16 protein-coding genes are annotated in these 18,842 nt (G+C 39.9%); 8 read left to right on the forward strand and 8 right to left on the reverse strand.

Annotated features, from left to right (window positions below; translation table 11 throughout):
- The first annotated feature begins 58 nt into the window (after positions 1-58).
- Complete coding sequence (locus H5116_RS14925; RefSeq protein ID WP_182716542.1) at positions 59-1,723, forward strand: EAL domain-containing protein; 1,665 nt, start codon at positions 59-61, stop codon at positions 1,721-1,723.
- Here H5116_RS14925 and H5116_RS14930 read toward each other — a convergent pair.
- On the reverse strand, positions 1,720-2,769 hold the full coding sequence (locus tag H5116_RS14930) for a formimidoylglutamase (protein WP_182716529.1): 1,050 nt from the start codon (positions 2,767-2,769) through the stop codon (positions 1,720-1,722). The genes H5116_RS14925 and H5116_RS14930 overlap by 4 nt on opposite strands.
- A gap of 1 nt (position 2,770) precedes the next feature.
- Complete coding sequence (gene rraA, locus H5116_RS14935) at positions 2,771-3,268, reverse strand: ribonuclease E activity regulator RraA (RefSeq protein ID WP_002959955.1); 498 nt, start codon at positions 3,266-3,268, stop codon at positions 2,771-2,773.
- A gap of 201 nt (positions 3,269-3,469) precedes the next feature.
- Between rraA and H5116_RS14940 the strand changes: the two genes are divergently transcribed.
- The 3 genes from H5116_RS14940 to H5116_RS14950 all read left to right on the forward strand — a co-directional run bounded on the left by H5116_RS14940 (position 3,470) and on the right by H5116_RS14950 (position 7,027).
- Complete coding sequence (locus H5116_RS14940; protein WP_024596307.1) at positions 3,470-4,009, forward strand: phosphatase PAP2 family protein; 540 nt, start codon at positions 3,470-3,472, stop codon at positions 4,007-4,009.
- Positions 4,006-5,037 carry an MJ1255/VC2487 family glycosyltransferase gene (locus H5116_RS14945; RefSeq protein ID WP_002958362.1) on the forward strand — a complete coding sequence of 344 codons (1,032 nt, stop codon included), beginning with the start codon at positions 4,006-4,008 and terminating at the stop codon, positions 5,035-5,037. The genes H5116_RS14940 and H5116_RS14945 overlap by 4 nt, the downstream gene beginning before the upstream one ends.
- A gap of 109 nt (positions 5,038-5,146) precedes the next feature.
- Positions 5,147-7,027 carry a methyl-accepting chemotaxis protein gene (locus H5116_RS14950; protein WP_182716530.1) on the forward strand — a complete coding sequence of 627 codons (1,881 nt, stop codon included), beginning with the start codon at positions 5,147-5,149 and terminating at the stop codon, positions 7,025-7,027.
- Between the two features lie 29 nt (positions 7,028-7,056).
- Here H5116_RS14950 and H5116_RS14955 read toward each other — a convergent pair whose 3' ends face one another.
- The 5 genes from H5116_RS14955 to priA all read right to left on the reverse strand — a co-directional run bounded on the left by H5116_RS14955 (position 7,057) and on the right by priA (position 12,166).
- The gene (locus H5116_RS14955; RefSeq protein ID WP_002958364.1) at positions 7,057-7,431 is read right to left on the reverse strand and encodes a gamma-butyrobetaine hydroxylase-like domain-containing protein; all 375 of its coding nucleotides are present in this window, start codon (positions 7,429-7,431) and stop codon (positions 7,057-7,059) included.
- Between the two features lie 62 nt (positions 7,432-7,493).
- Positions 7,494-8,822 (reverse strand): HslU--HslV peptidase ATPase subunit, encoded by a 1,329-nt coding sequence (hslU, locus tag H5116_RS14960; protein ID WP_024596310.1) that lies wholly within the window; start codon positions 8,820-8,822, stop codon positions 7,494-7,496.
- 11 nt (positions 8,823-8,833) lie between these two features.
- The gene (gene hslV, locus H5116_RS14965; RefSeq protein ID WP_002958366.1) at positions 8,834-9,352 is read right to left on the reverse strand and encodes an ATP-dependent protease subunit HslV; all 519 of its coding nucleotides are present in this window, start codon (positions 9,350-9,352) and stop codon (positions 8,834-8,836) included.
- 79 nt (positions 9,353-9,431) lie between these two features.
- Entirely contained in the window at positions 9,432-9,959 is a 528-nt protein-coding gene (locus H5116_RS14970; RefSeq protein WP_024596311.1) for an SPOR domain-containing protein, read from the reverse strand.
- A gap of 20 nt (positions 9,960-9,979) precedes the next feature.
- Positions 9,980-12,166, reverse strand: a complete 2,187-nt coding sequence (priA, locus tag H5116_RS14975) for a primosomal protein N' (protein WP_182716531.1) — start codon at positions 12,164-12,166, stop codon at positions 9,980-9,982.
- A gap of 230 nt (positions 12,167-12,396) precedes the next feature.
- Here priA and rpmE point away from each other — a divergent pair, with 230 nt between their 5' ends.
- Positions 12,397-12,612, forward strand: coding sequence for a 50S ribosomal protein L31 (rpmE, locus tag H5116_RS14980; protein WP_002958369.1), 216 nt, complete (start codon positions 12,397-12,399; stop codon positions 12,610-12,612).
- Between the two features lie 526 nt (positions 12,613-13,138).
- The gene (locus H5116_RS14985; RefSeq protein WP_002958370.1) at positions 13,139-14,380 is read left to right on the forward strand and encodes a malic enzyme-like NAD(P)-binding protein; all 1,242 of its coding nucleotides are present in this window, start codon (positions 13,139-13,141) and stop codon (positions 14,378-14,380) included.
- Positions 14,381-14,444: 64 nt separating this feature from the next.
- On the opposite strand, the gene metJ is transcribed toward H5116_RS14985, so the two are convergent.
- Positions 14,445-14,765 carry a met regulon transcriptional regulator MetJ gene (gene metJ / locus H5116_RS14990; protein ID WP_002958371.1) on the reverse strand — a complete coding sequence of 107 codons (321 nt, stop codon included), beginning with the start codon at positions 14,763-14,765 and terminating at the stop codon, positions 14,445-14,447.
- Between the two features lie 289 nt (positions 14,766-15,054).
- Here metJ and metB point away from each other — a divergent pair, with 289 nt between their 5' ends.
- Complete coding sequence (metB, locus tag H5116_RS14995) at positions 15,055-16,302, forward strand: cystathionine gamma-synthase (protein WP_039485856.1); 1,248 nt, start codon at positions 15,055-15,057, stop codon at positions 16,300-16,302.
- A gap of 169 nt (positions 16,303-16,471) precedes the next feature.
- Positions 16,472-18,817 (forward strand): bifunctional aspartate kinase/homoserine dehydrogenase II, encoded by a 2,346-nt coding sequence (gene metL, locus H5116_RS15000; RefSeq protein ID WP_182716532.1) that lies wholly within the window; start codon positions 16,472-16,474, stop codon positions 18,815-18,817.
- Positions 18,818-18,842: the final 25 nt, after the last annotated feature.

Raw genomic sequence — 18,842 nt, forward strand, 5'->3', positions numbered from 1 at the left:
TAATTTGAACATACTAACCGACAGTAATTTCCCAATATTTTTTAGTGGTGCACTATTAATGGCGATGATCGCCACTTTATTTGCTGTTAAAAATACCAGTATTAAACTTAGTTATTTATGCACAGCTGCTGTTGGTTTAGCTATCTTAAGCAGCGGTGCGGCTTGGCTTGCTATTTTACTAGCCTTTGGGTTTTGTTTTCACTTATGGCAAGCATTTGAGCGAAATAATTGGAGCATGATAATTACCAGCTCAATGGCTGGTCTTTTATTTGTTGTTCTATTTTCAGCTCATTTATTATTGGAAGTTCCGCTATTTTGGGTTGTGTTAGCAATATTATTATTAGCTATTGTAGGTTTTTTAAATGATGAAAGTGCTGAAATAGAAGTCGTTATAGAGCCAGAACCTGAAGGTGATGCATTTGTTGAAGAGTCTCCGCTTTCAGTTTTTGCAGATAGAAAACAGTTACGTCAAGGTTACTATACATGGTGCGACAACAAACAAATAAGCGCAGCGTTAATCGTTATTCGCCTTGAAGGCTTTGAGCAAGTTAACCAGCATATTGGACGCGACTTTGGCGATATACTGTTAGCGCAATCGGCTAATCGAATAAAAGAGCTACTTTCAAGTGACGAAATAGTGACTTTAACTGGACAAGAAAAGCTAGCCCACTTAGGGGGTCTTAACTTTGCATTTATTTGTAGTTTCGCGAATCAAAAACACTTACATGAATTAGTTATTGACCAAATACTGGGTGCAACGCTTAAGCCATTTAATGTTGCTAACTGCACTGTAGAAGTAAAAGCGAGAGCGAGTTATGTTGATTGTAATGAGCAAGATAACAACTTTGATAATTTAATATCGTACGCATATCTGGCACTCGATAGCCACCCAGATCGCAAGGTTGTGCCTTATCATCAACAAATGATGATTGAATTGCGAGAGCAACAAGCGCGACTAAAGGAATTAGCAAATATTGATTTTTCGAGCGAGTTAGAGCTTTATTTTCAGCCTATTATTTGTAACGAAAACGGTCAAATTGAGTTTTTAGAATTACTACTGCGTTGGCAGCACCCTAAGCAAGGGATTTTATCCGCTAACAGGTTTATCGACGACATTAGAATTGCAGGGCTTGGTTATCCACTCGCTAAATTTGTAATAGAGAGAGCTGCTGAGCTTGCAATGGCGCTTAGAATAGAAGGTATTTCTATACCGCTTAGCATTAACGTATTTGGTCCTGAAATGCTTAACGAAGAGTTTATTGAATTTGTTGATGTTGTTTTAAGTGAGCATCACTTGGAAGCTGGCGATTTAATTGTTGAATGCCCTTTGCATATTTTTGCGGGACTAGATGATAAAGGCAGAGGCATGATCGCAAGGCTTAATAACATAGGCTTAAAAGTATGTGTTGATGGACTTGGTGATAACCCGGTACTGCTTTCTAAGTTACCAAGCTTAGCGGTAGAGTATATTAAGGTTTCACCTTCACTCACTGCTGACTTTAGTAATCAAAACAATATACGCAGTTTAGTTAGCGGAATGGTTGAAATGCATAACCAACAAAAAACAAAAGTGATTTTTGAAGGGGTAGAAACACTTGAGCAACTTAAGTTTGTAAAAAGCTTAAAAGGTTATGCTGCCCAAGGTTATTACTTTGGTCACCCGCTAAGTAGTATTGGTTTAATGAGCTGGCTAAAAGAGTGGCGATTAGTTCAACAGCGCTAAGTGTTTTCTTTGGCTTGTAGATAGCTATTCACAAGTGCACTGATCACTTGTCCTACATGGGCAGCACCGGCCTCAACTCCGTTAGGGTGCTGGCTAGGCGCTGCTTCACATAAATGTAAGTACTTAGAGTCGCGATGGTTTGCTGCTAAATGCACAAAGTGCTCAGTGTCATTCACACTAAATCCGCAACATGTGTACGCACTCACCGGCATGTAAGTAATACTATCTAAATCAACTTCAATACCCAGTGGTAAATCGTTAAAATTACTTAATGCGTTTTCAATTGCCTGTGTGAGTGTAATTTTTCGCTTAACTTGTATTGATTGATAGCTATCAAACGTAAAGTTAGCTTCACTCATTGCATCTATAATTGCTTGATTGTTTTTTATCTCATGTAAGCCAATAACGTGGTAATTACTTAGATGTTGCTCGTTATAAGCGTAGCGAAAGCCATTGCCGCTATGGCGACCTTCACATTCTCTAAAGTCGGCATGAGGGTCAAAGTTGATAGCATTAATAGGTGTATTTTTTGACTTACTCAGGGCACGGATAATTCCCAAGCAATTATTATGACCTCCGCCAATAACGATTGGCTCAAGCCCCGCTTTAAAAATAAGGCTCAATACCGACTCTACGCGTTCATCAAGCTGTTGGCATAAATCTCGTAATTGAGTTAACTGCTGGCCTTGCTGATTATTAAGCTGGTTGCTTTGCGCCATTAAATCATCAGTATTAACTTCACCCAATAAAAGCACTTTTTGAGTGGCAATAAATTGATTGTGAGGTTGGTTTAAAAAGCGTTTTAAAAAAGCTGGCCATGCTTCGTTTGCACCACCATTTCCTAAGTTTGCTTTTGGGCCGATATCTTCGCAAATACCCAGAAGTACATAGCGGATACCAAATTGAGCAGCGTCAACAAGTGCTTGTTGCAGGTTTACTTGGGTGTCGAGCAAGGCCATTGATTGCCATGCTTTTTTCTCATTTGCGCGGGTAGAGCAAAGTGTTCTAACCGCGCTTTCATCATATACTTTTAAATGGGAAGTCACGTTATACTTCTACAACTTCCAACTCTAATTCTTCTGCAGATAAAACAATGCCTGTGCTATCAGCATAAATAAAGTCGTCATCAAAAAATGATACCCCAGCAAAGTTAACGCCTATAGCATCTTCACCAGCACCTTCGCTGTCGGCTGCAACAGGGATTGAAGCAATTGCTTGAATGCCTAAATCAAGCTCTTCAAGCTCATCAACGTGGCGTACTGCGCCGTAAACAACAATACCATTCCAGTTGTTTTCAAGTGCTAGCTCAGCCAGTTCAATGTCGATTAGTGCGCGACGAGTTGAGCCGCCACCATCAATAAGAAGTACTAGGTCTGTACCATCTTGAGAAAGTAATTCGCGGATGAGTTCATTATTTTCAAAACATTTAACGGTTTTAATGCGGCCACCAAAGCTGTGTCGACCACCAAAGTTGATGAACATAGGCTCTAGCACGTCAACCACGTCAGCAAAGTGGTCGCATAAATCAGAAGTGCTGTAATCCATTATTTTATCCTCAAAAGGTACATTAATTTATATCTCAGTATACCCTCCTTATAAGCAATAACAACGACTTAATCGCAGTAAATTTAGGCAAAACAAGCGCTAAATCATTAATCGCAATAATAGTGTATTAAAAGCGTCACTCAATTGTTATTTACAACACATAAGCTAAATCGGTGTTCATATGTTATGCGATGAGGGATGGTGATGAATAATAATATGCTTAAAAAGGTAACTCAGATAGATGAGCAATTATTTTTAACTTTGTTTAATTGCAATTCACCGAGGTGGTTTAAAACAATGGCCTTTGGTTTGTCTAAAAGCGGTGATGGTGGGCTTTATATATTAATATGCTTAGCAGTGTGGTGGCTTAGTAATAATGAACAGCACCAATTATTGCCTGTCACTATATTAATTGGTTTTGCTATAGAAAGACCTATTTACCTACTAGCTAAAAATAGATTTGCTCGGATCCGTCCATGCGACTGCTTAGTAACAAATGCCTATATAGTACCAAGCGATAAATTTAGTTTACCATCGGGTCACAGTGCTGCAGCCTTTTTAGTGGCAATTATATTAAGCCATTTTTTCCCAGAATATGCATTACTACTATTTAGTTGGGCTACCGGCGTTGCTATGTCTCGTGTGGTATTGGGTGTGCACTTTCCTGCTGATATTATAATAGGCGCAACGATTGGTAGTTTTTGTGGTTTATTTGCGTTAGCACTCGTGGTGCCTGCATGAAAATATTGTATGGAGTACAAGGTACCGGTAATGGTCATATAACGCGCGCTCGGGTTATGGCAAGCTGCTTTAATAAGCTCGGTATTGATGTTGATTATGTGTTTTCAGGGCGCGCAAATAAAGATTACTTTGATATGCACGAATTCTCAGATTATAAAGCGTATCGTGGTTTGTCGTTTAGCACTGAAAATGGGCAAGTTAAAAATTTAAAAACACTTAAAAACATGCGAATTTGTAAGTTGGTGAGTGATATAAAATCGCTTGAGATAAAACAGTACGATTTTGTACTTAACGACTTTGAGCCTGTGACAGCATGGGCTGCAAAACGGGCAGGTATACCCGTTATTGGCATTAGTCACCAAGCAGCATTTTTGTCAGATAACGTACCTATGTTTGGTCGTGGCGTACTGAGAAAATCACTTATCAAGCATTATGCACCAGCGACTACCTACTTAGGCGTGCACTGGCAACCATTTGCAAATAATATAATACCGCCTTTTATTGCTCATCATAATCACGACAACCCTGTAGCAGTAATGAACAAGGTATTGGTATATTTACCTTTCGAAAACTTAGATAGCGTTGTTGATTATTTAAAAGACTTTCCCGAAAAAGAATTTTATTGCTATCACCCAAATGCCAGCAATCAGTCTTTTGGACATATACATTTACGAGCCCCTTCACGTTCTGGCTTTTTAAACGACTTAGCAAACACAAGTGGCGTTATTGGTAATGCGGGATTTGAGCTTGCCAGTGAAGCGCTTAAGTTAGGTAAAAAGTTACTATTAAAGCCTTTAGATGGTCAGTTTGAGCAAGCAGCAAATGCACAAACTTTATTTGCCATGGGCATGGCGCATGTTATGAACTATTTAAACCCACAAGCCCTTGATGATTGGAATAGCGCGCCGCAAAACAAGCAAATAAATTACCCCAGCGATCCCGCGCCTTTAATTGATTGGTTGGTTAAACAACAATGGAATAACACACAATCGTTACATAAAGGTTTGTGGGATAGTGTCGCCTTATAGCCATCACATTTAAACTGTTTAGAATTACCAATAATAAAAAGTTAAATTAATTAGTCGCTGTTGATCTATTAGCTATAATACAAATGCATATTTAAAAAAGGCGTTAGCGATGAATTTTTTACAAAACTTAACAATTAAACGACGTTTACAACTAAACGCAGTCGTTGTTGGTTTAGCAATGGTGGTCCTTTTATGCGTGATTATTTTTGAATCACGTACAACCTTGAGCTTAAACAAGACTATTCAATTAGCAGAAGAGCTCAACGTACATGCATTAGCATTGCGTAAACATGAAAAAAACTTTTTGTTTTATAAACAAGAAGACGCGTTAACTGCATTTGAAACGGATTTTGAGCAGTTAAGTGATAAAGTAAAAAAGTTACAACAGTTAATGGCTAACCAAAGTATCGCACAGGAGCAGGTCCAGCGCTTTGAGCAACTAATAAATAGCTATAATAATGATTTTGAAACTGTTGTTAAGCTTCAAAAAGAGATTGGTTTAACCCCGACCGACGGGTTATATGGCAAGCTTAGAAGCTCGGTTCATGAAGTTGAGCAACTATTAAAAGAGCAGCAAAATTACCAACTGCTGTCGTCAATGCTGCAACTAAGACGCTCAGAAAAAGATTTCATGCTGAGATTTGATATTAAGTACCTAGGGCGTTTTAATGAGGGAATTAATACATTTAAGCAGCAGGTAGCTGCAGCACAGCTGCCAAGCGACTATAAAGCACAAATTAATCCTTTGATTGATATATACCAAAGCGAATTTCAAACACTTGTGCAGGCGCAAACTAAGCTAGGGCTAGATCTTGAGTCAGGCGCACTTGGAGTAATGCGTGACAGTGTAGATAAAAGCGACGCCATTGTTTCTAAAATCGTTAAAGACACTAAGTTACAAGTAGAGCAAAGTGTAGAGCAGGCTCAATTTTTAGCTATTTTGGTATTTGTGATTGCAGGTGTGATTGTATTAGCACTCGTTTATTTTACAAGCCACTCCATTATTGTACCTATTGAGCGGGTTTATCACACCATTAACGATATTCGTCGTAATAATGATTTGAGCGTGATGATAGAGCAAACTGGTAAAGACGAAATTACCACCATGACGGTCGACTTTAATAGCTTAATAGGCGATTTTAAGAACTTAATTAACGAAGTTAATGGTGCTTTAAACACGCTTAATGTAGCAACAGAGCATTTATCACAAAGTACCGCAGCAACAAGCTCTGGTATGCAAGAGCAACTACATGAAGCCGACATGGTTGCAACGGCAGCCACCGAAATGCAGGCGACGATTCAGGATATTTCACATAATACTGAAGCGGCTGCGAAAAAAGCAGAGTCAACAAATTTAAGTGCACAACAAGGGCGTAGTGAAGTAGATTCTACCGTTAAGCACATTAGGGCCCTATCTGATTCGCTGGGGAATGCATCAAATGTAGTGTCGCAACTTGAAAAAGATGGTGAAACAATTGGTTCAGTGCTTGATGTAATTCGAGGGATTGCAGATCAAACAAATTTACTTGCACTTAATGCGGCAATAGAAGCGGCCCGTGCTGGTGAGTATGGTCGTGGTTTTGCTGTTGTTGCAGATGAGGTTCGTTCATTAGCAAAGCGTACTCAAGAGTCTACAAGTGAGATTGAAGGTATTATAAGTACCTTACAGCAGCGTACTCAAGAAGTGGTGAGTATTATGCACAAATGTCGCTCTCAAGGTGATGAAAGTGCCTCGCAAGCAATTAAAGCAGGTGAGCTATTAGGCGCAATTACTGAAGATGTACAAACAATAATGGAAATGAGCTCTCAAATAGCGGTTGCTATTGATGAGCAAAGCCAAGTGGCGTCAGAGGTTAATAAAAATGTAGTAAGAATTCGCGATATTGCACAAGACGCAACTGAACACGCTGCTAACAATGCGCAAACAAGTGAAGAAGTCTCTGAGCAGGCTCGCGTTCTGTTCAATGCAATTGATAAATTTAAGGTTTAATAACGCTTAATAGAACGGGCCTACAAAGTTTAAGGAACAAATTTTATAGGCACGCTATCTTTACTTTTTTCGTGTTCAGTTACCCGCGCTAAATATTCACTCCACAATGTATCTTGTTGCTGTTGTAGTTTTTCAAAGTAGCGCCAGCTAAATAGTCCGCTGTTATGGCCATCGTCAAAATCTAAACGAAGTGCGTAATGCCCAACAGGTACAATACTTTTTATTCCTACAGCTTGCTTATTAAGTACTAGCTTCATTGGGCCAGAGCCATGGCCCTGCACTTCAGCTGAAGGGGAGTGTACACGTAAAAACTCACAGCTAAATACAGCTTTACTGTCATCATCAAAGTAAACATCTAGATTTTTACTTACACTGTGGTAATGCACTTTTGTTACGTGTTTCATTTAATATATCCCATTAAAAAGCCCCCAATCTGGAGGCTTTTAGTATAACGTTTATATTCGTTTTATAGAATAAAGCGGCTTAAGTCTTCATCTTCAACAAGTGCACCTAAGTGTTTCTCAACATAAGCGGCGTCGATTACTAATGACGAGCCTGCTTTTTCAGAAGCGTCGTATGAAATTTCTTCCATCAATCTTTCCATTACAGTGTGTAAACGACGAGCACCGATGTTTTCGGTTTTCTCGTTAACTTGCCAAGCTGCTTTGGCAATACGTTCAATTGCATCGTCGCTAAACTCAATCGATACCTGCTCAGTTTTAAGCAGCTCTCGTTGTTGCTCGGTAAGCGATGCATGAGGCTCTGTAAGGATGCGTTTAAAGTCATCTGCAGTAAGTGCTTCAAGTTCTACTCGAATCGGTAAGCGGCCCTGTAGCTCTGGGATCATATCTGATGGCTTTGCCATCTGAAACGCACCAGAGGCAATAAACAGCATATGGTCAGTTTTAACCATTCCGTGCTTAGTATTTACAGTTGAACCTTCAATTAGCGGTAGTAAGTCGCGCTGAACACCTTCTCGGCTCACATCTGGACCTGAAGAATCGCCGCGCTTACAAATTTTGTCTATTTCATCAATAAACACAATACCGTTTTGCTCTACTGCAAAAATAGCTTGCTCTTTTAGCTCTTCAGGATTTACTAATTTAGCGGCTTCTTCTTCCGTTAATAGTTTGAAGGCTTCTTTGATTTTTAGTTTACGCTTAGTGCGCTTATCGCCGCCCATGTTTTGAAACATGCTTTGTAGCTGGTTGGTCATATCTTCCATACCAGGAGGCGCCATAATTTCTACGTTTGGTTGTGCTTGAGCTAAATCGATTTCAATTTCTTTATCATCTAGCTGACCTTCACGTAGCTTTTTACGGAACGTTTGGCGAGTTGATGAGTTATCATCACGCTGCGTTTCGCCGTATTGATCTTTCGCTGGTGGTAAAAGGGCATCTAAAATGCGCTCTTCTGCTGCTTCTTCGGCGCGATGTTTAAATTTCTTAGTCTGCTGTTCGCGAGTCATTTTAATTGATACATCGACTAAATCGCGGATGATAGTCTCAACTTCTTTACCAACATAGCCAACTTCAGTGAACTTAGTCGCTTCTACTTTAATAAAGGGTGCGTTAGCAAGTTTTGCTAATCGGCGGGCAATTTCTGTTTTACCTACACCGGTTGGACCAATCATTAAAATGTTTTTTGGTGTTACTTCGCTGCGTAAATCTTCTTTGAGTTGCATGCGGCGCCAGCGGTTACGAAGTGCGATAGCCACTGCTTTTTTTGCTTTAGCCTGACCTATAATGTGCTGATCTAGCTCGTGAACAATTTCTCTTGGGGTCATATCAGACATGATAGTTCCTATTATAATTCTTCGATTGTTTGGAAGTTATTAGTAAATACGCAGATGTTGCCTGCAATAGTTAAGCTTTTCTCTACTATTTCACGAGCGCTTAAATCTGTATTTTCTAAAAGGGCGGTTGCAGCTGATTGTGCAAAGTTACCACCACTGCCAATTGCAATTAGGTCGTTTTCAGGTTGAACCACATCGCCATTACCGGTAATAATTAAAGAGGCTGTTTCGTCTGCTACAGCGAGCAGCGCTTCGAGTTTTCGAAGTGCACGGTCGCTGCGCCAATCTTTAGCCATTTCTACTGCGGCTTTAGTTAGGTTCCCTTGGTGCATTTCTAATTTGCTTTCAAAGCGTTCGAAAAGAGTGAAGGCATCAGCAGTACCGCCGGCAAAACCAGCGATTACTTTGCCATTATAAAGACGTCGAACTTTACGGGCGTTGCCCTTCATTACGGTATTACCAAGAGACACTTGGCCATCGCCGCCAATTACAACCTTGTCGCCACGGCGTACACTTACGATAGTAGTCATGTTATTCCTCATCATCGAGCTGCAGAGGCAACTCGTAAAAAACGATTATGAAGAGGTTATATGGGTGAATGGTTTATTTTCAAGTCCAGCCCCAAATTCCGCAGCCGACTATTTTTACACGTTTAAGTTTGTTTTTATCACTTTCGGCTTGGCGTTTGGTTTTATAAGGGCCTAAGCGCACTTTATACCAAGTACCATTGCTGCCTTCAGCCTGTTTTATTTCAGAAATGAGGCCTGCAAATGCTATTTTAGCTTTTAGCGATTCCGCTTGTGCGTGGGTTTTAAACGAACCACACTGCATAACGTAAGGACCTTTTTGCTCAAGTTCTTTCACTTCAACTTGAATCTCGTGGTTTCTAATTTCTTTAATAAACTCTGGTGTGCGTGGAATAACCACTTCTACTTTTGCGGGCGCAGTGGGGTTTGCTTGTTTTTCGACAAGTTTTGGATCTGCATTACTTTTAATAAACCATAATGTATAAGCAAAACCACCGACGAGTAAGATGGCTATGACAGCTAAAAGAATAGGAAATGGTTTTTTAGCGGGTGCGTTTTTTTTACTGTTTCTGCCTGCAGGCTTTTTGTTAATATAATCGTGCTGTGCCATGGTGTTATTTTGGCCTTAACCTAAATCATGTCTATAGGGTCTACGTCTAAGCTCCAGCGTACTTTTTGTGCAAGTTTACTTGAACTTAAATAATCAACCATTTGCGCAAGGTACTGATGTAATATGCGGCGATCTTGCGCTTGAATATGTAATTGAAAACGATACATACCTGCGACTTTTTCAAGTGGAGCAGGGATCGGACCGAGCAATTGTATACCAGATACCCCATTCACAGGAACCAAATCCGTCAAAAAATCGACGACTAGCTTAATGCTGTGTCCTTGTGCACGGACAATAGCCATATTTGTAATGGGTGGTAAGTCTGCATCATCGCGTTCACTCAGTGCAAAGCGAGCAAAGTCTTGGTAACCATTATTAACTAAGTCTTGTAAAAGCGGGTGTTCTGGAAAGTGTGTTTGTAATAATACTTGTCCAGGTTCCCCTGAACGCCCAGCTCGCCCCGCGACCTGAGTAACTAACTGTGCTAAATGCTCTGTCGCCCTAAAGTCGCATGAGTATAAACCGCTATCTACGTCTAAAATTATAACAAGGCTTACATCTGCAAAGTGATGGCCTTTGGCAAGCATTTGTGTGCCAACTAAAATGCGTGCACCGCCTAGGTTTATTTCACCTAGTGCTTTTTCAAGGCTGCCTTTACGGCGAGTTGAATCGCGGTCTATGCGAGTAACGGGTGTATCTGGAAACTCGGTCGATAAAAACTCTTCAATTTGCTCTGTACCTTTGCCATTTGGAAATATTTGCGTACTTCCACAATCAGGACATTGGTGAGGAACAGGGTATTGATCGCCACAGTGATGACAAATCATTTGCCCAATCGCTTTATGAAATGTGGCGCTGGTACTGCAGCGTTTACATTCACTTAGCCAGCCACATTCATGGCAAATAAGAGTGGGTGAAAAACCTCGGCGATTTAAAAAAACCATAACCTGTTTACCGCGATTTAAGTGTTGGCGCATAGTTGCAAGGCTTGCATGTGCAATACCTGCTTGGTCGGGTTGGCCTTTCATATCGAGTAACTTAAATTGGTTATCTGTCGCAGTTTGCGCGCGCTCGGTTAAACTTAGTAGCTGATATTTGTTATTAATTGCTTTGTGAAGTGTTTCAAGTGCGGGTGTAGCACTGCCTAATATAAGTGGTATTTTATGCTGAAAAGCTCTGTATGCGGCCAAATCACGAGCATGGTAACGAAGGGTATCTTGTTGCTTAAATGATGAATCGTGCTCTTCATCGACAACTATCATACCGAGTTTTAAAAATGGCAGAAAAATACTCGAACGTGTGCCTATAACTATTGCACAACTGCCTTTTTCGCAAAAACGCCATGTTTGCAATCGCTCGTTGTCGGTAAGGGCTGAATGCCAAAGCATAATGGGTGTATCAGGAAAGCGGCGACGAAAACGGTTTACAGTTTGTGGCGTTAAGCCTATTTCTGGCACTAATACTAATGCTTGCTCGCCACGTTTTAATACTTCTTCTAGGCACTGTAAATACACTTCTGTTTTACCACTGCCAGTTACGCCCTCTAATAAAAAGCTGCTAAATCCATTGCTTTGATTGATTGCTGTACAGGCAACCGCTTGTTCTTTATTAAGTACAGGTTTACTACCGACAGTTGGTGCAACGCTTTGCCATTGGTTATCGTGTTCAATAGTTTGCGTAATGAGTTCTTTATCTATTAGGCTATCTATTGTTTTTTTACTAAAGCCAAGAGCTTTTAATTCGGTTAACGATGATTTCCCCGATTGCGACAACTGCTTTAATAAATTGAGTTGTGTTTTGGCTTTTAATGACGGTACTTTTGAGCCTTTTTCTGTCAGAGCAACCATGTTAATACTGGTTTTATCTGGCGATTCACCTTGGCGAAGTGCACTCGGTAGCGCTATGTGAATAGTTTCGCCTAAGGGATAGCAATAATAGCGGGCAGTAAAGCTAAGGAGTTCTAAATGTTGGGCGCTTAAAATAGGGGTGTCGTCTATTACCTCTATAATATTCTTAATTTTATCTAAAGGGACGTCGGTACTGTTTTTAATACCCAGAACAACAGCTACTTTTTTTTGATTACCAAAAGGTACTAAAACCCGCATGCCCGGTAGTATGGGTGTTGATAAGCCACTGAGCTGCTCTTCTATTTTATAATCAAAGGTGCGTGGAAGCGGGACTTTAATAGCAACTTCAACAAAACTCATAACAACTCAACCCGTAAAATTAATGCTGTAATGTACTAAAAATACCGCTAAAAACCTACTAGCAATAGTACTTGAGAAAGAGATTGTTCACTTTTTTAGCGAAAAGATAAATAAATACTTGTGCAGGGGAAGGTTGTTGGATAAAATCCGCCACCAACAAATTTGTTTTAACGACGTATGGTGCCAGACTTCGGGTTTGGAGAGCGATGCGGCCTTAACTAGAGGTTCCTATGAAAGAAGGTATTCACCCTAAGTACGAAGTAATTTCTGCAACATGTTCATGCGGAAACAAATTCGAAACTAGCTCAACTCTTTGTAAAGACATTCACTTAGACGTATGTTCTGCGTGTCACCCGTTTTACACTGGTAAGCAAAAGATTTTAGACACTGGCGGCCGTGTTGATCGCTTCAACAAGCGCTTCGGTGCACTTAGCAGCAAGAAGTAATTATTGCTGTTTAGTTAAAAAAAGCACCTTAGGGTGCTTTTTTTGTGTCTAAAATTTACTACTTCTTATCTTATTTAGCTTGCTCGAGCTACATCACACCTTGCATAACTATTTCCTATTCTTATTCTGAGTATGCATAAACCTTTACAGACAAATCGATAGATATTCTCTATATTTTAAATAGTACAAATTTTAACTAGGTTGATAAAAGTAGCTAACGTGGGCTTATCTGTTTTTAAAGTAGTGTAGTAGGCTGTTATTTTAAGTTTATGATGATGCGTTAAACATACATTTTTTTAATATTGTAATAGACATAAACGCACCTCAAAACTTACTTTTTTGGTGAATTTTTATTTATCAAATGTTTATATAATCCTGCAAAGTTACTGAAAAACCTCTTAAAATTAAAGGATATAGCATATAACAGGATAGACCTGATATTGCTTGGAATTTAAAAATAATAAGGGTATCGTACCCCAAGACTCCACCTCTCACTTTAACTTAAATTGCAGGATACCATCGCGTTATGTCTGACTTTCGTGAACAAGCACTACATTATCACTCACATCCCGTACCTGGTAAAATTAGCATTGAGCTAACAAAACCAGCTGAAACAGTTCAAGACTTAGCCCTAGCTTATAGCCCAGGTGTCGCTGAGCCTGTACGTGAAATTGCCGCAGATCCTGCAAATGCATATAAATATACCGGTAAAGGTAACATGGTTGCGGTTATCACTAATGGTACTGCAATTTTGGGCTTGGGTAATTTAGGTCCTTTAGCGTCTAAACCAGTAATGGAAGGCAAGGCGTTATTGTTTAAACGTTTTGCAGGGCTTGATTCTATTGATATTGAAGTAAAGCACAAAACAACAGAAGACTTTATTAACACGGTTGCCAATATTGCTGACACATTCGGTGGTATTAACCTTGAAGATATTAAAGCACCAGAGTGTTTTGAAATTGAAAAAGCATTAATAGAGCGTTGTAGCATTCCTGTTTTTCATGACGACCAACACGGCACCGCCATTGTTACGGCTGCCGGCATGTTAAATGCACTAGAAGTACAAGGTAAATCAATTGAAGATGCAATAATTGTATGTTTAGGTGCAGGCGCTGCTGCAGTTGCGTGTATGGAACTGTTAATTAAGTGTGGTGCACTGCGTGAACACATTTATATGCTTGACCGCAAAGGTGTTATTCATACTCGTCGCGATGATTTAAATGAATATAAACAGCTTTTTGCTAACAATACCGATAAACGCACATTGCAAGATGTAATTGCAGATGCTGATGTGTTTGTTGGTGTTTCGGGTCCTAACTTGTTAGCTGCCGAAGATTTAAAACTAATGGCAGAAAAGCCGGTCGTGTTTGCATGTTCAAACCCAGATCCAGAGATCGATCCTGCACTTGCACACGGCGCACGCAATGATTTAATTATGGCAACAGGGCGCTCTGATTACCCTAACCAAGTAAATAATGTTTTATGTTTTCCGTTTATTTTCCGTGGTGCACTTGATGTACGTGCAAGCGCGATTAACGATGAAATGAAAATTGCTGCAGTTGAGGCTATTCGTAGTATTGCCAAAGAGCCTGTACCTGCAGAAGTTTTAAAAGCCGCAGGCGTAGATAAGCTAGAGTTTGGTGCGCAGTATATTATTCCAAAACCAATGGATCCGCGCTTACTACCGCGTATAGCTAAAGCTGTAGCACTTGCTGCGGTAGAGTCGGGTGTTGCGCAAATTGACTTGCCTGAAAATTATATGGCGTAATATATAACGCTTAAACAAAAAAACCTCAGCAATGCTGAGGTTTTTTGATTAAAAAGGTAACGATTTATTCTTCGTTTAAAATAGGCACTTCTAAACCCATTTCTTGCATTATCTTTTTAACTTCTTCTGGTACTTTTTCTGCGTTGTCTTTACGTAGGTCATCGTCATTTGGTAAAGGTTGGCCAGTAAATGCATGCAAAAACGCCTCACATAGCAATTCACTATTTGTTGCATGGCGAAGGTTGTTGATTTGACGACGCGTACGCTCATCCGTTAAAACTTTTAATACATTTAGCGGGATCGAAACGGTGATCTTTTTAACTTGCTCTGATTTTTTCCCGTGTTCTGCGTATGGGTGAATATACTCACCATTCCATTTAGCCATAAGATGTATCGTTGCCTCAGATTATTAATTTCTCACACGGTATAAAAAGCGTGTAAATATGCGTGAAATTCTATCGATTTAAAAAAGATAGTCAAATAATAGATACCGATCTATCTTAATAAGCCTATTTGGGATGTAAAAATAAGCTCACTTTTGTGAGCTAAAATGTGGTACTAGCAAACGCCTTTCCTAACTTTAGCCATCTAGAGCTTTAAAATACTTTGACTTATTAAAACGGATAACTTACTCTTTTAGACGTCTAAACATCCAAATTAATCAGGTGACGAATATGAGCGAAAAAAACAAAGCGACCATTGCTGTACGTAACGGCGTTGATGCTGATAAACATCATGGTGCAGTGGTGCCGCCAATTTATTTATCAACGACTTATTCGTTTGCCGACTTTGATACTAAGCGTGAGTATGATTATGGCCGCAGTGGTAACCCTAATCGTGATATTTTAGCAGAGACGCTTGCTAAGCTTGAAGGTGGCGCTCGTGGCATAATTACGGCCACTGGTATGGCTGCCGTGCATTTAGCTACTCAGCTACTTAACAGTGACGACACGTTAGTAATTCCACATGATTGTTATGGTGGAAGCTATCGTTTATTTACATCGTTACAAAAACGCGGACTATTGAAGCTTGAAGTATTAGATTTAACAAAAGAAGAAAGCCTTCAACAAATTTTAGCAATTAAACCTAAACTTATTTGGATAGAGACTCCAAGTAACCCAGTACTTCGTTTAACCGATATTAAAGCGGTTACCGATGTTGCTAAGCAATGCGGTGCATTGGTTGCCGCAGATAACACGTTTTTGTCTCCTGCCTTACAAAACCCTATTAAGTTTGGTGTAGATATTGTGGTGCATTCAACTACTAAATATATTAACGGGCACTCAGATGTAGTGGGCGGCGCTGTTATTGCTGCAACACAAGAGCTTGGTGATGAGCTTGCTTGGTGGGCAAATAATATTGGTATTACGGGCGCCCCTTTTGATAGTTATTTAACGCTTCGTGGTCTACGTACTTTAAATGTGCGCTTAAGGCAGCACCAAGAAAATGCGCTAGCAATAGCTAAGTACCTTGAAAGTTCCAATTTTGTAAGCCAAGTTTACTATCCTGGACTTGAGTCGCATCCTCAACATGAACTTGCTAAAGCACAACAACTTGGCTTTGGTGGCATGGTTAGTTTTGATATTAAAGGCGATATAAACGACGCGGCAGCATTTTTAACTAGCCTTAAAACGTTTAGTTTAGCTGAGTCACTAGGTGGCGTAGAGAGCTTAATTTGTCACCCTGCAACTATGACGCACGCAGGTATGGAGGCAAAGGCACGTTTAGAAGCGGGTGTGGGCGATACGCTTATTCGTATTTCGGTTGGGATTGAAGATATACACGATTTAATAGCTGACTTTGAACGAGTATTTGAACTTGTAAAACCAGGGCAAAATAAAAATGTTGGCCGTGTAGGCAAAGGTGCTGGCACTTCTGGTGGAAACGTTAAATTAAGTGCAGCCCGTCCAGCGCTTTGGTAATTAATACCAATCCGCAATAATACCTAATCAATTTGAGGGATTAAACCGCACGATAACATCGTTAAAAATTCCTAATATAGAACAACTAAATAACGAAATTTTTGCCTTGTTATCGATACGGTTTTCTTACCTCAAAATAGACAACTTAATTAAGCGAATTGGTATAAATATGGTCAATTGTGTACATAAATTTGGTGGTTCAAGCTTAAGCTCTAGTGAGCGCTATCAAAGCGTAGCTAAAATAATTATTGGGCATACTCAGCCGGGCGACTGTGTTGTGGTGTCTGCTGCAGGTAAAACTACAGATACACTTGTGTCATTGTGGCAAAGTTATCAGCTGCAAGACACGCAAGCTGTCGCTGATATTTTACTGCAGTTAAATAACCATCAAAGTGATTTAATTGAGCAGTTATTACAAGCTGATTTAAAGCGCTGCGCACTTAGAACACTAAATACCGAGCTTAGTAATATTGCAGAACTTGCTCAAGCTGAGCAGCTAAAAGAGGCTGCGTTACTTGCGCACGGGGAACTGTGGTCAGCACGTTTACTCGCTACTTATTTACAGCAGCTAAATATTGAGGCGTGTGCTCAAGATGCCCGTAGTCTTTTTACCTTAAACGATGGTGAATTAATGCATGCGCAAAATGCGCAGCAATGTCGACAGTCAATTTTACCTAATAAGATAAATGTTGTTACTGGGTTTATTGCCGCCGATACGAAAGGTGAGACCGTAACACTTGGACGCAACGGTAGCGATTATAGTGCAACACTACTTGCAAATTACTGTGATGCTAAGCAGGTATGTATTTGGACCGATACACAGGGAGTGTTTAGCACTGATCCTCGAAAGGTAAAAAAGGCGATTAAGTACGGCAAAATTTGTCGCGGACAAGCTAATTTATTAGCTCGTTTGGGTAACCCTGTATTACATGCAAAAACACTATCGCCACTTAAAAACAGCGATATTAAGCTAGCTGTTCGTAGTAGTTTTGATGTGCAAGCAAGCCCAACAGATATAGTAAAAGAAGGTTCAGCAAAGAAAAAGCGCTTTATAACCACGCTGCAAAATGTTGATTTGTTAATGGTTGAAGGATTAAGTGAAGGTGAGGTCGCAAGCGTTAGTCAGCTTATTCAGCATAGCCTTCATCATTTTAACCATAATGGTGAAGTGTATTTAGTAGTACCGGCTGCACAAACATATCAAGTTATTAATTACTTTGCTGGTAGAGCTAATATTAGTGAGTCAAATTTAAATGGCTGTGCAATTGTTGCCCCTGAGCAAGACGTTAGCGTACTAAAACTGCAAGCTTTAGAGGTATTAGCTGAGCAGACTATAAAACCGCGTTTTGTGCATCAAGATAATGGTTATGTTTTATTACTAACAGACCAATTTATAGATAGCGATATACAAAGCGTCTTACACGATAAGCTAATCAATAAAGGCCAAGAAATAGCCGTTATAGTTGCGGGCCTTGGCAATGTAGGCGATGCTTTTATTGAGCAGTTATCGGCACAATTTGAGCGTTTATCAGGCGACTTTAGTATTAAATTGGTAGCGCTGGTTCGCTCTAAACATATGTTATTTAATGCAAGTGGCATAAATATATCGCAATGGAAAACTCAATGGCAGCATGAGGCGAATAGCTATGAAACTGCGGATTTACTTAATGCGATAAGCGAGCTTGACTACGAACATAAAGTTTTAATTGATATTACTGCAAGTGAGCAGTTTAGCTTTTTATATACAGATTTTGTAGACAGAGATTGTCATTTAATTAGTGCTAACAAATATGCAGGTACAGCACCGACTTCTTGGTATAAAGCACTTCGTAGTAACCTTGGCGAACGTAATTTACATTGGCGATATAATACAAGTGTAGGCGCAGGCTTACCTATCAATTTTGCTTTGGCTGATTTGCAAAATAGTGGTGATAAAATTACGCGTATTGAAGGCGTGTTCTCGGGTACGCTTTCGTGGTTATGTAGTAAGTATGATGGTACCACTGCTTTTTCTGAGTTGGTATTAGAAGCTCAGAAAATGGGGTTCACAGAGCCTGACCCTCGCGAGGATTTATCTGGACGAGATATGCAGCGTAAGTTACTTATTTTAGCCCGAGAGTTAGGTATAGAGCTTGAGCTTGATGATATTAGCTTATCGGCATTAATGCCCGGCGATCTTGCGCTAGGAAGCTGGGAAGACTTTCTAAACAATAAAGCCCAGCTAGATGCGTTCATTGAAGAGCATGCTGATACAGCAAAAGCTAATAACTCAGTACTGAGATACACAGGCCTATTAGATATAACAAAAACTGAAGTTATCGCTAAAGTAGGAATTACGTATGTGACCAATGGAGATGTGTTAGCAAACCTTACACCTGGCGATAATATTTTTGTAATTAATAGCAAATGGTATAGTGATAACGCGCTTGTGATTCAGGGGCCTGGGGCTGGGAAAGAAGTAACCGCTGCGGGTGTACACTCTGACTTATATTGGCTTGTTCAAAACTTAAAATAAGCCATTATTTAAATTAAAACGGCAG

This window comes from Pseudoalteromonas sp. SG45-2 (genome assembly GCF_014164115.1).
Taxonomy (GTDB): domain Bacteria; phylum Pseudomonadota; class Gammaproteobacteria; order Enterobacterales; family Alteromonadaceae; genus Pseudoalteromonas; species Pseudoalteromonas distincta.

What these genes read in the sequence shown, in the direction of transcription:
- H5116_RS14950 (WP_182716530.1), top strand. Translation starts at nt 5,147, where the DNA reads ATGAATTTTTTACAAAACTTAACAATTAAACGACGTTTACAACTAAAC.
- metL (WP_182716532.1), top strand. Translation starts at nt 16,472, where the DNA reads ATGGTCAATTGTGTACATAAATTTGGTGGTTCAAGCTTAAGCTCTAGT.
- hslV (WP_002958366.1), bottom strand. Translation starts at nt 9,352, where the DNA reads ATGACTACTATCGTAAGTGTACGCCGTGGCGACAAGGTTGTAATTGGC.
- H5116_RS14970 (WP_024596311.1), bottom strand. Translation starts at nt 9,959, where the DNA reads ATGGCACAGCACGATTATATTAACAAAAAGCCTGCAGGCAGAAACAGT.
- priA (WP_182716531.1), bottom strand. Translation starts at nt 12,166, where the DNA reads ATGAGTTTTGTTGAAGTTGCTATTAAAGTCCCGCTTCCACGCACCTTT.
- H5116_RS14985 (WP_002958370.1), top strand. Translation starts at nt 13,139, where the DNA reads ATGTCTGACTTTCGTGAACAAGCACTACATTATCACTCACATCCCGTA.
- rpmE (WP_002958369.1), top strand. Translation starts at nt 12,397, where the DNA reads ATGAAAGAAGGTATTCACCCTAAGTACGAAGTAATTTCTGCAACATGT.
- H5116_RS14955 (WP_002958364.1), bottom strand. Translation starts at nt 7,431, where the DNA reads ATGAAACACGTAACAAAAGTGCATTACCACAGTGTAAGTAAAAATCTA.
- hslU (WP_024596310.1), bottom strand. Translation starts at nt 8,822, where the DNA reads ATGTCTGATATGACCCCAAGAGAAATTGTTCACGAGCTAGATCAGCAC.
- rraA (WP_002959955.1), bottom strand. Translation starts at nt 3,268, where the DNA reads ATGGATTACAGCACTTCTGATTTATGCGACCACTTTGCTGACGTGGTT.
- metJ (WP_002958371.1), bottom strand. Translation starts at nt 14,765, where the DNA reads ATGGCTAAATGGAATGGTGAGTATATTCACCCATACGCAGAACACGGG.
- metB (WP_039485856.1), top strand. Translation starts at nt 15,055, where the DNA reads ATGAGCGAAAAAAACAAAGCGACCATTGCTGTACGTAACGGCGTTGAT.
- H5116_RS14945 (WP_002958362.1), top strand. Translation starts at nt 4,006, where the DNA reads ATGAAAATATTGTATGGAGTACAAGGTACCGGTAATGGTCATATAACG.
- H5116_RS14925 (WP_182716542.1), top strand. Translation starts at nt 59, where the DNA reads ATGGCGATGATCGCCACTTTATTTGCTGTTAAAAATACCAGTATTAAA.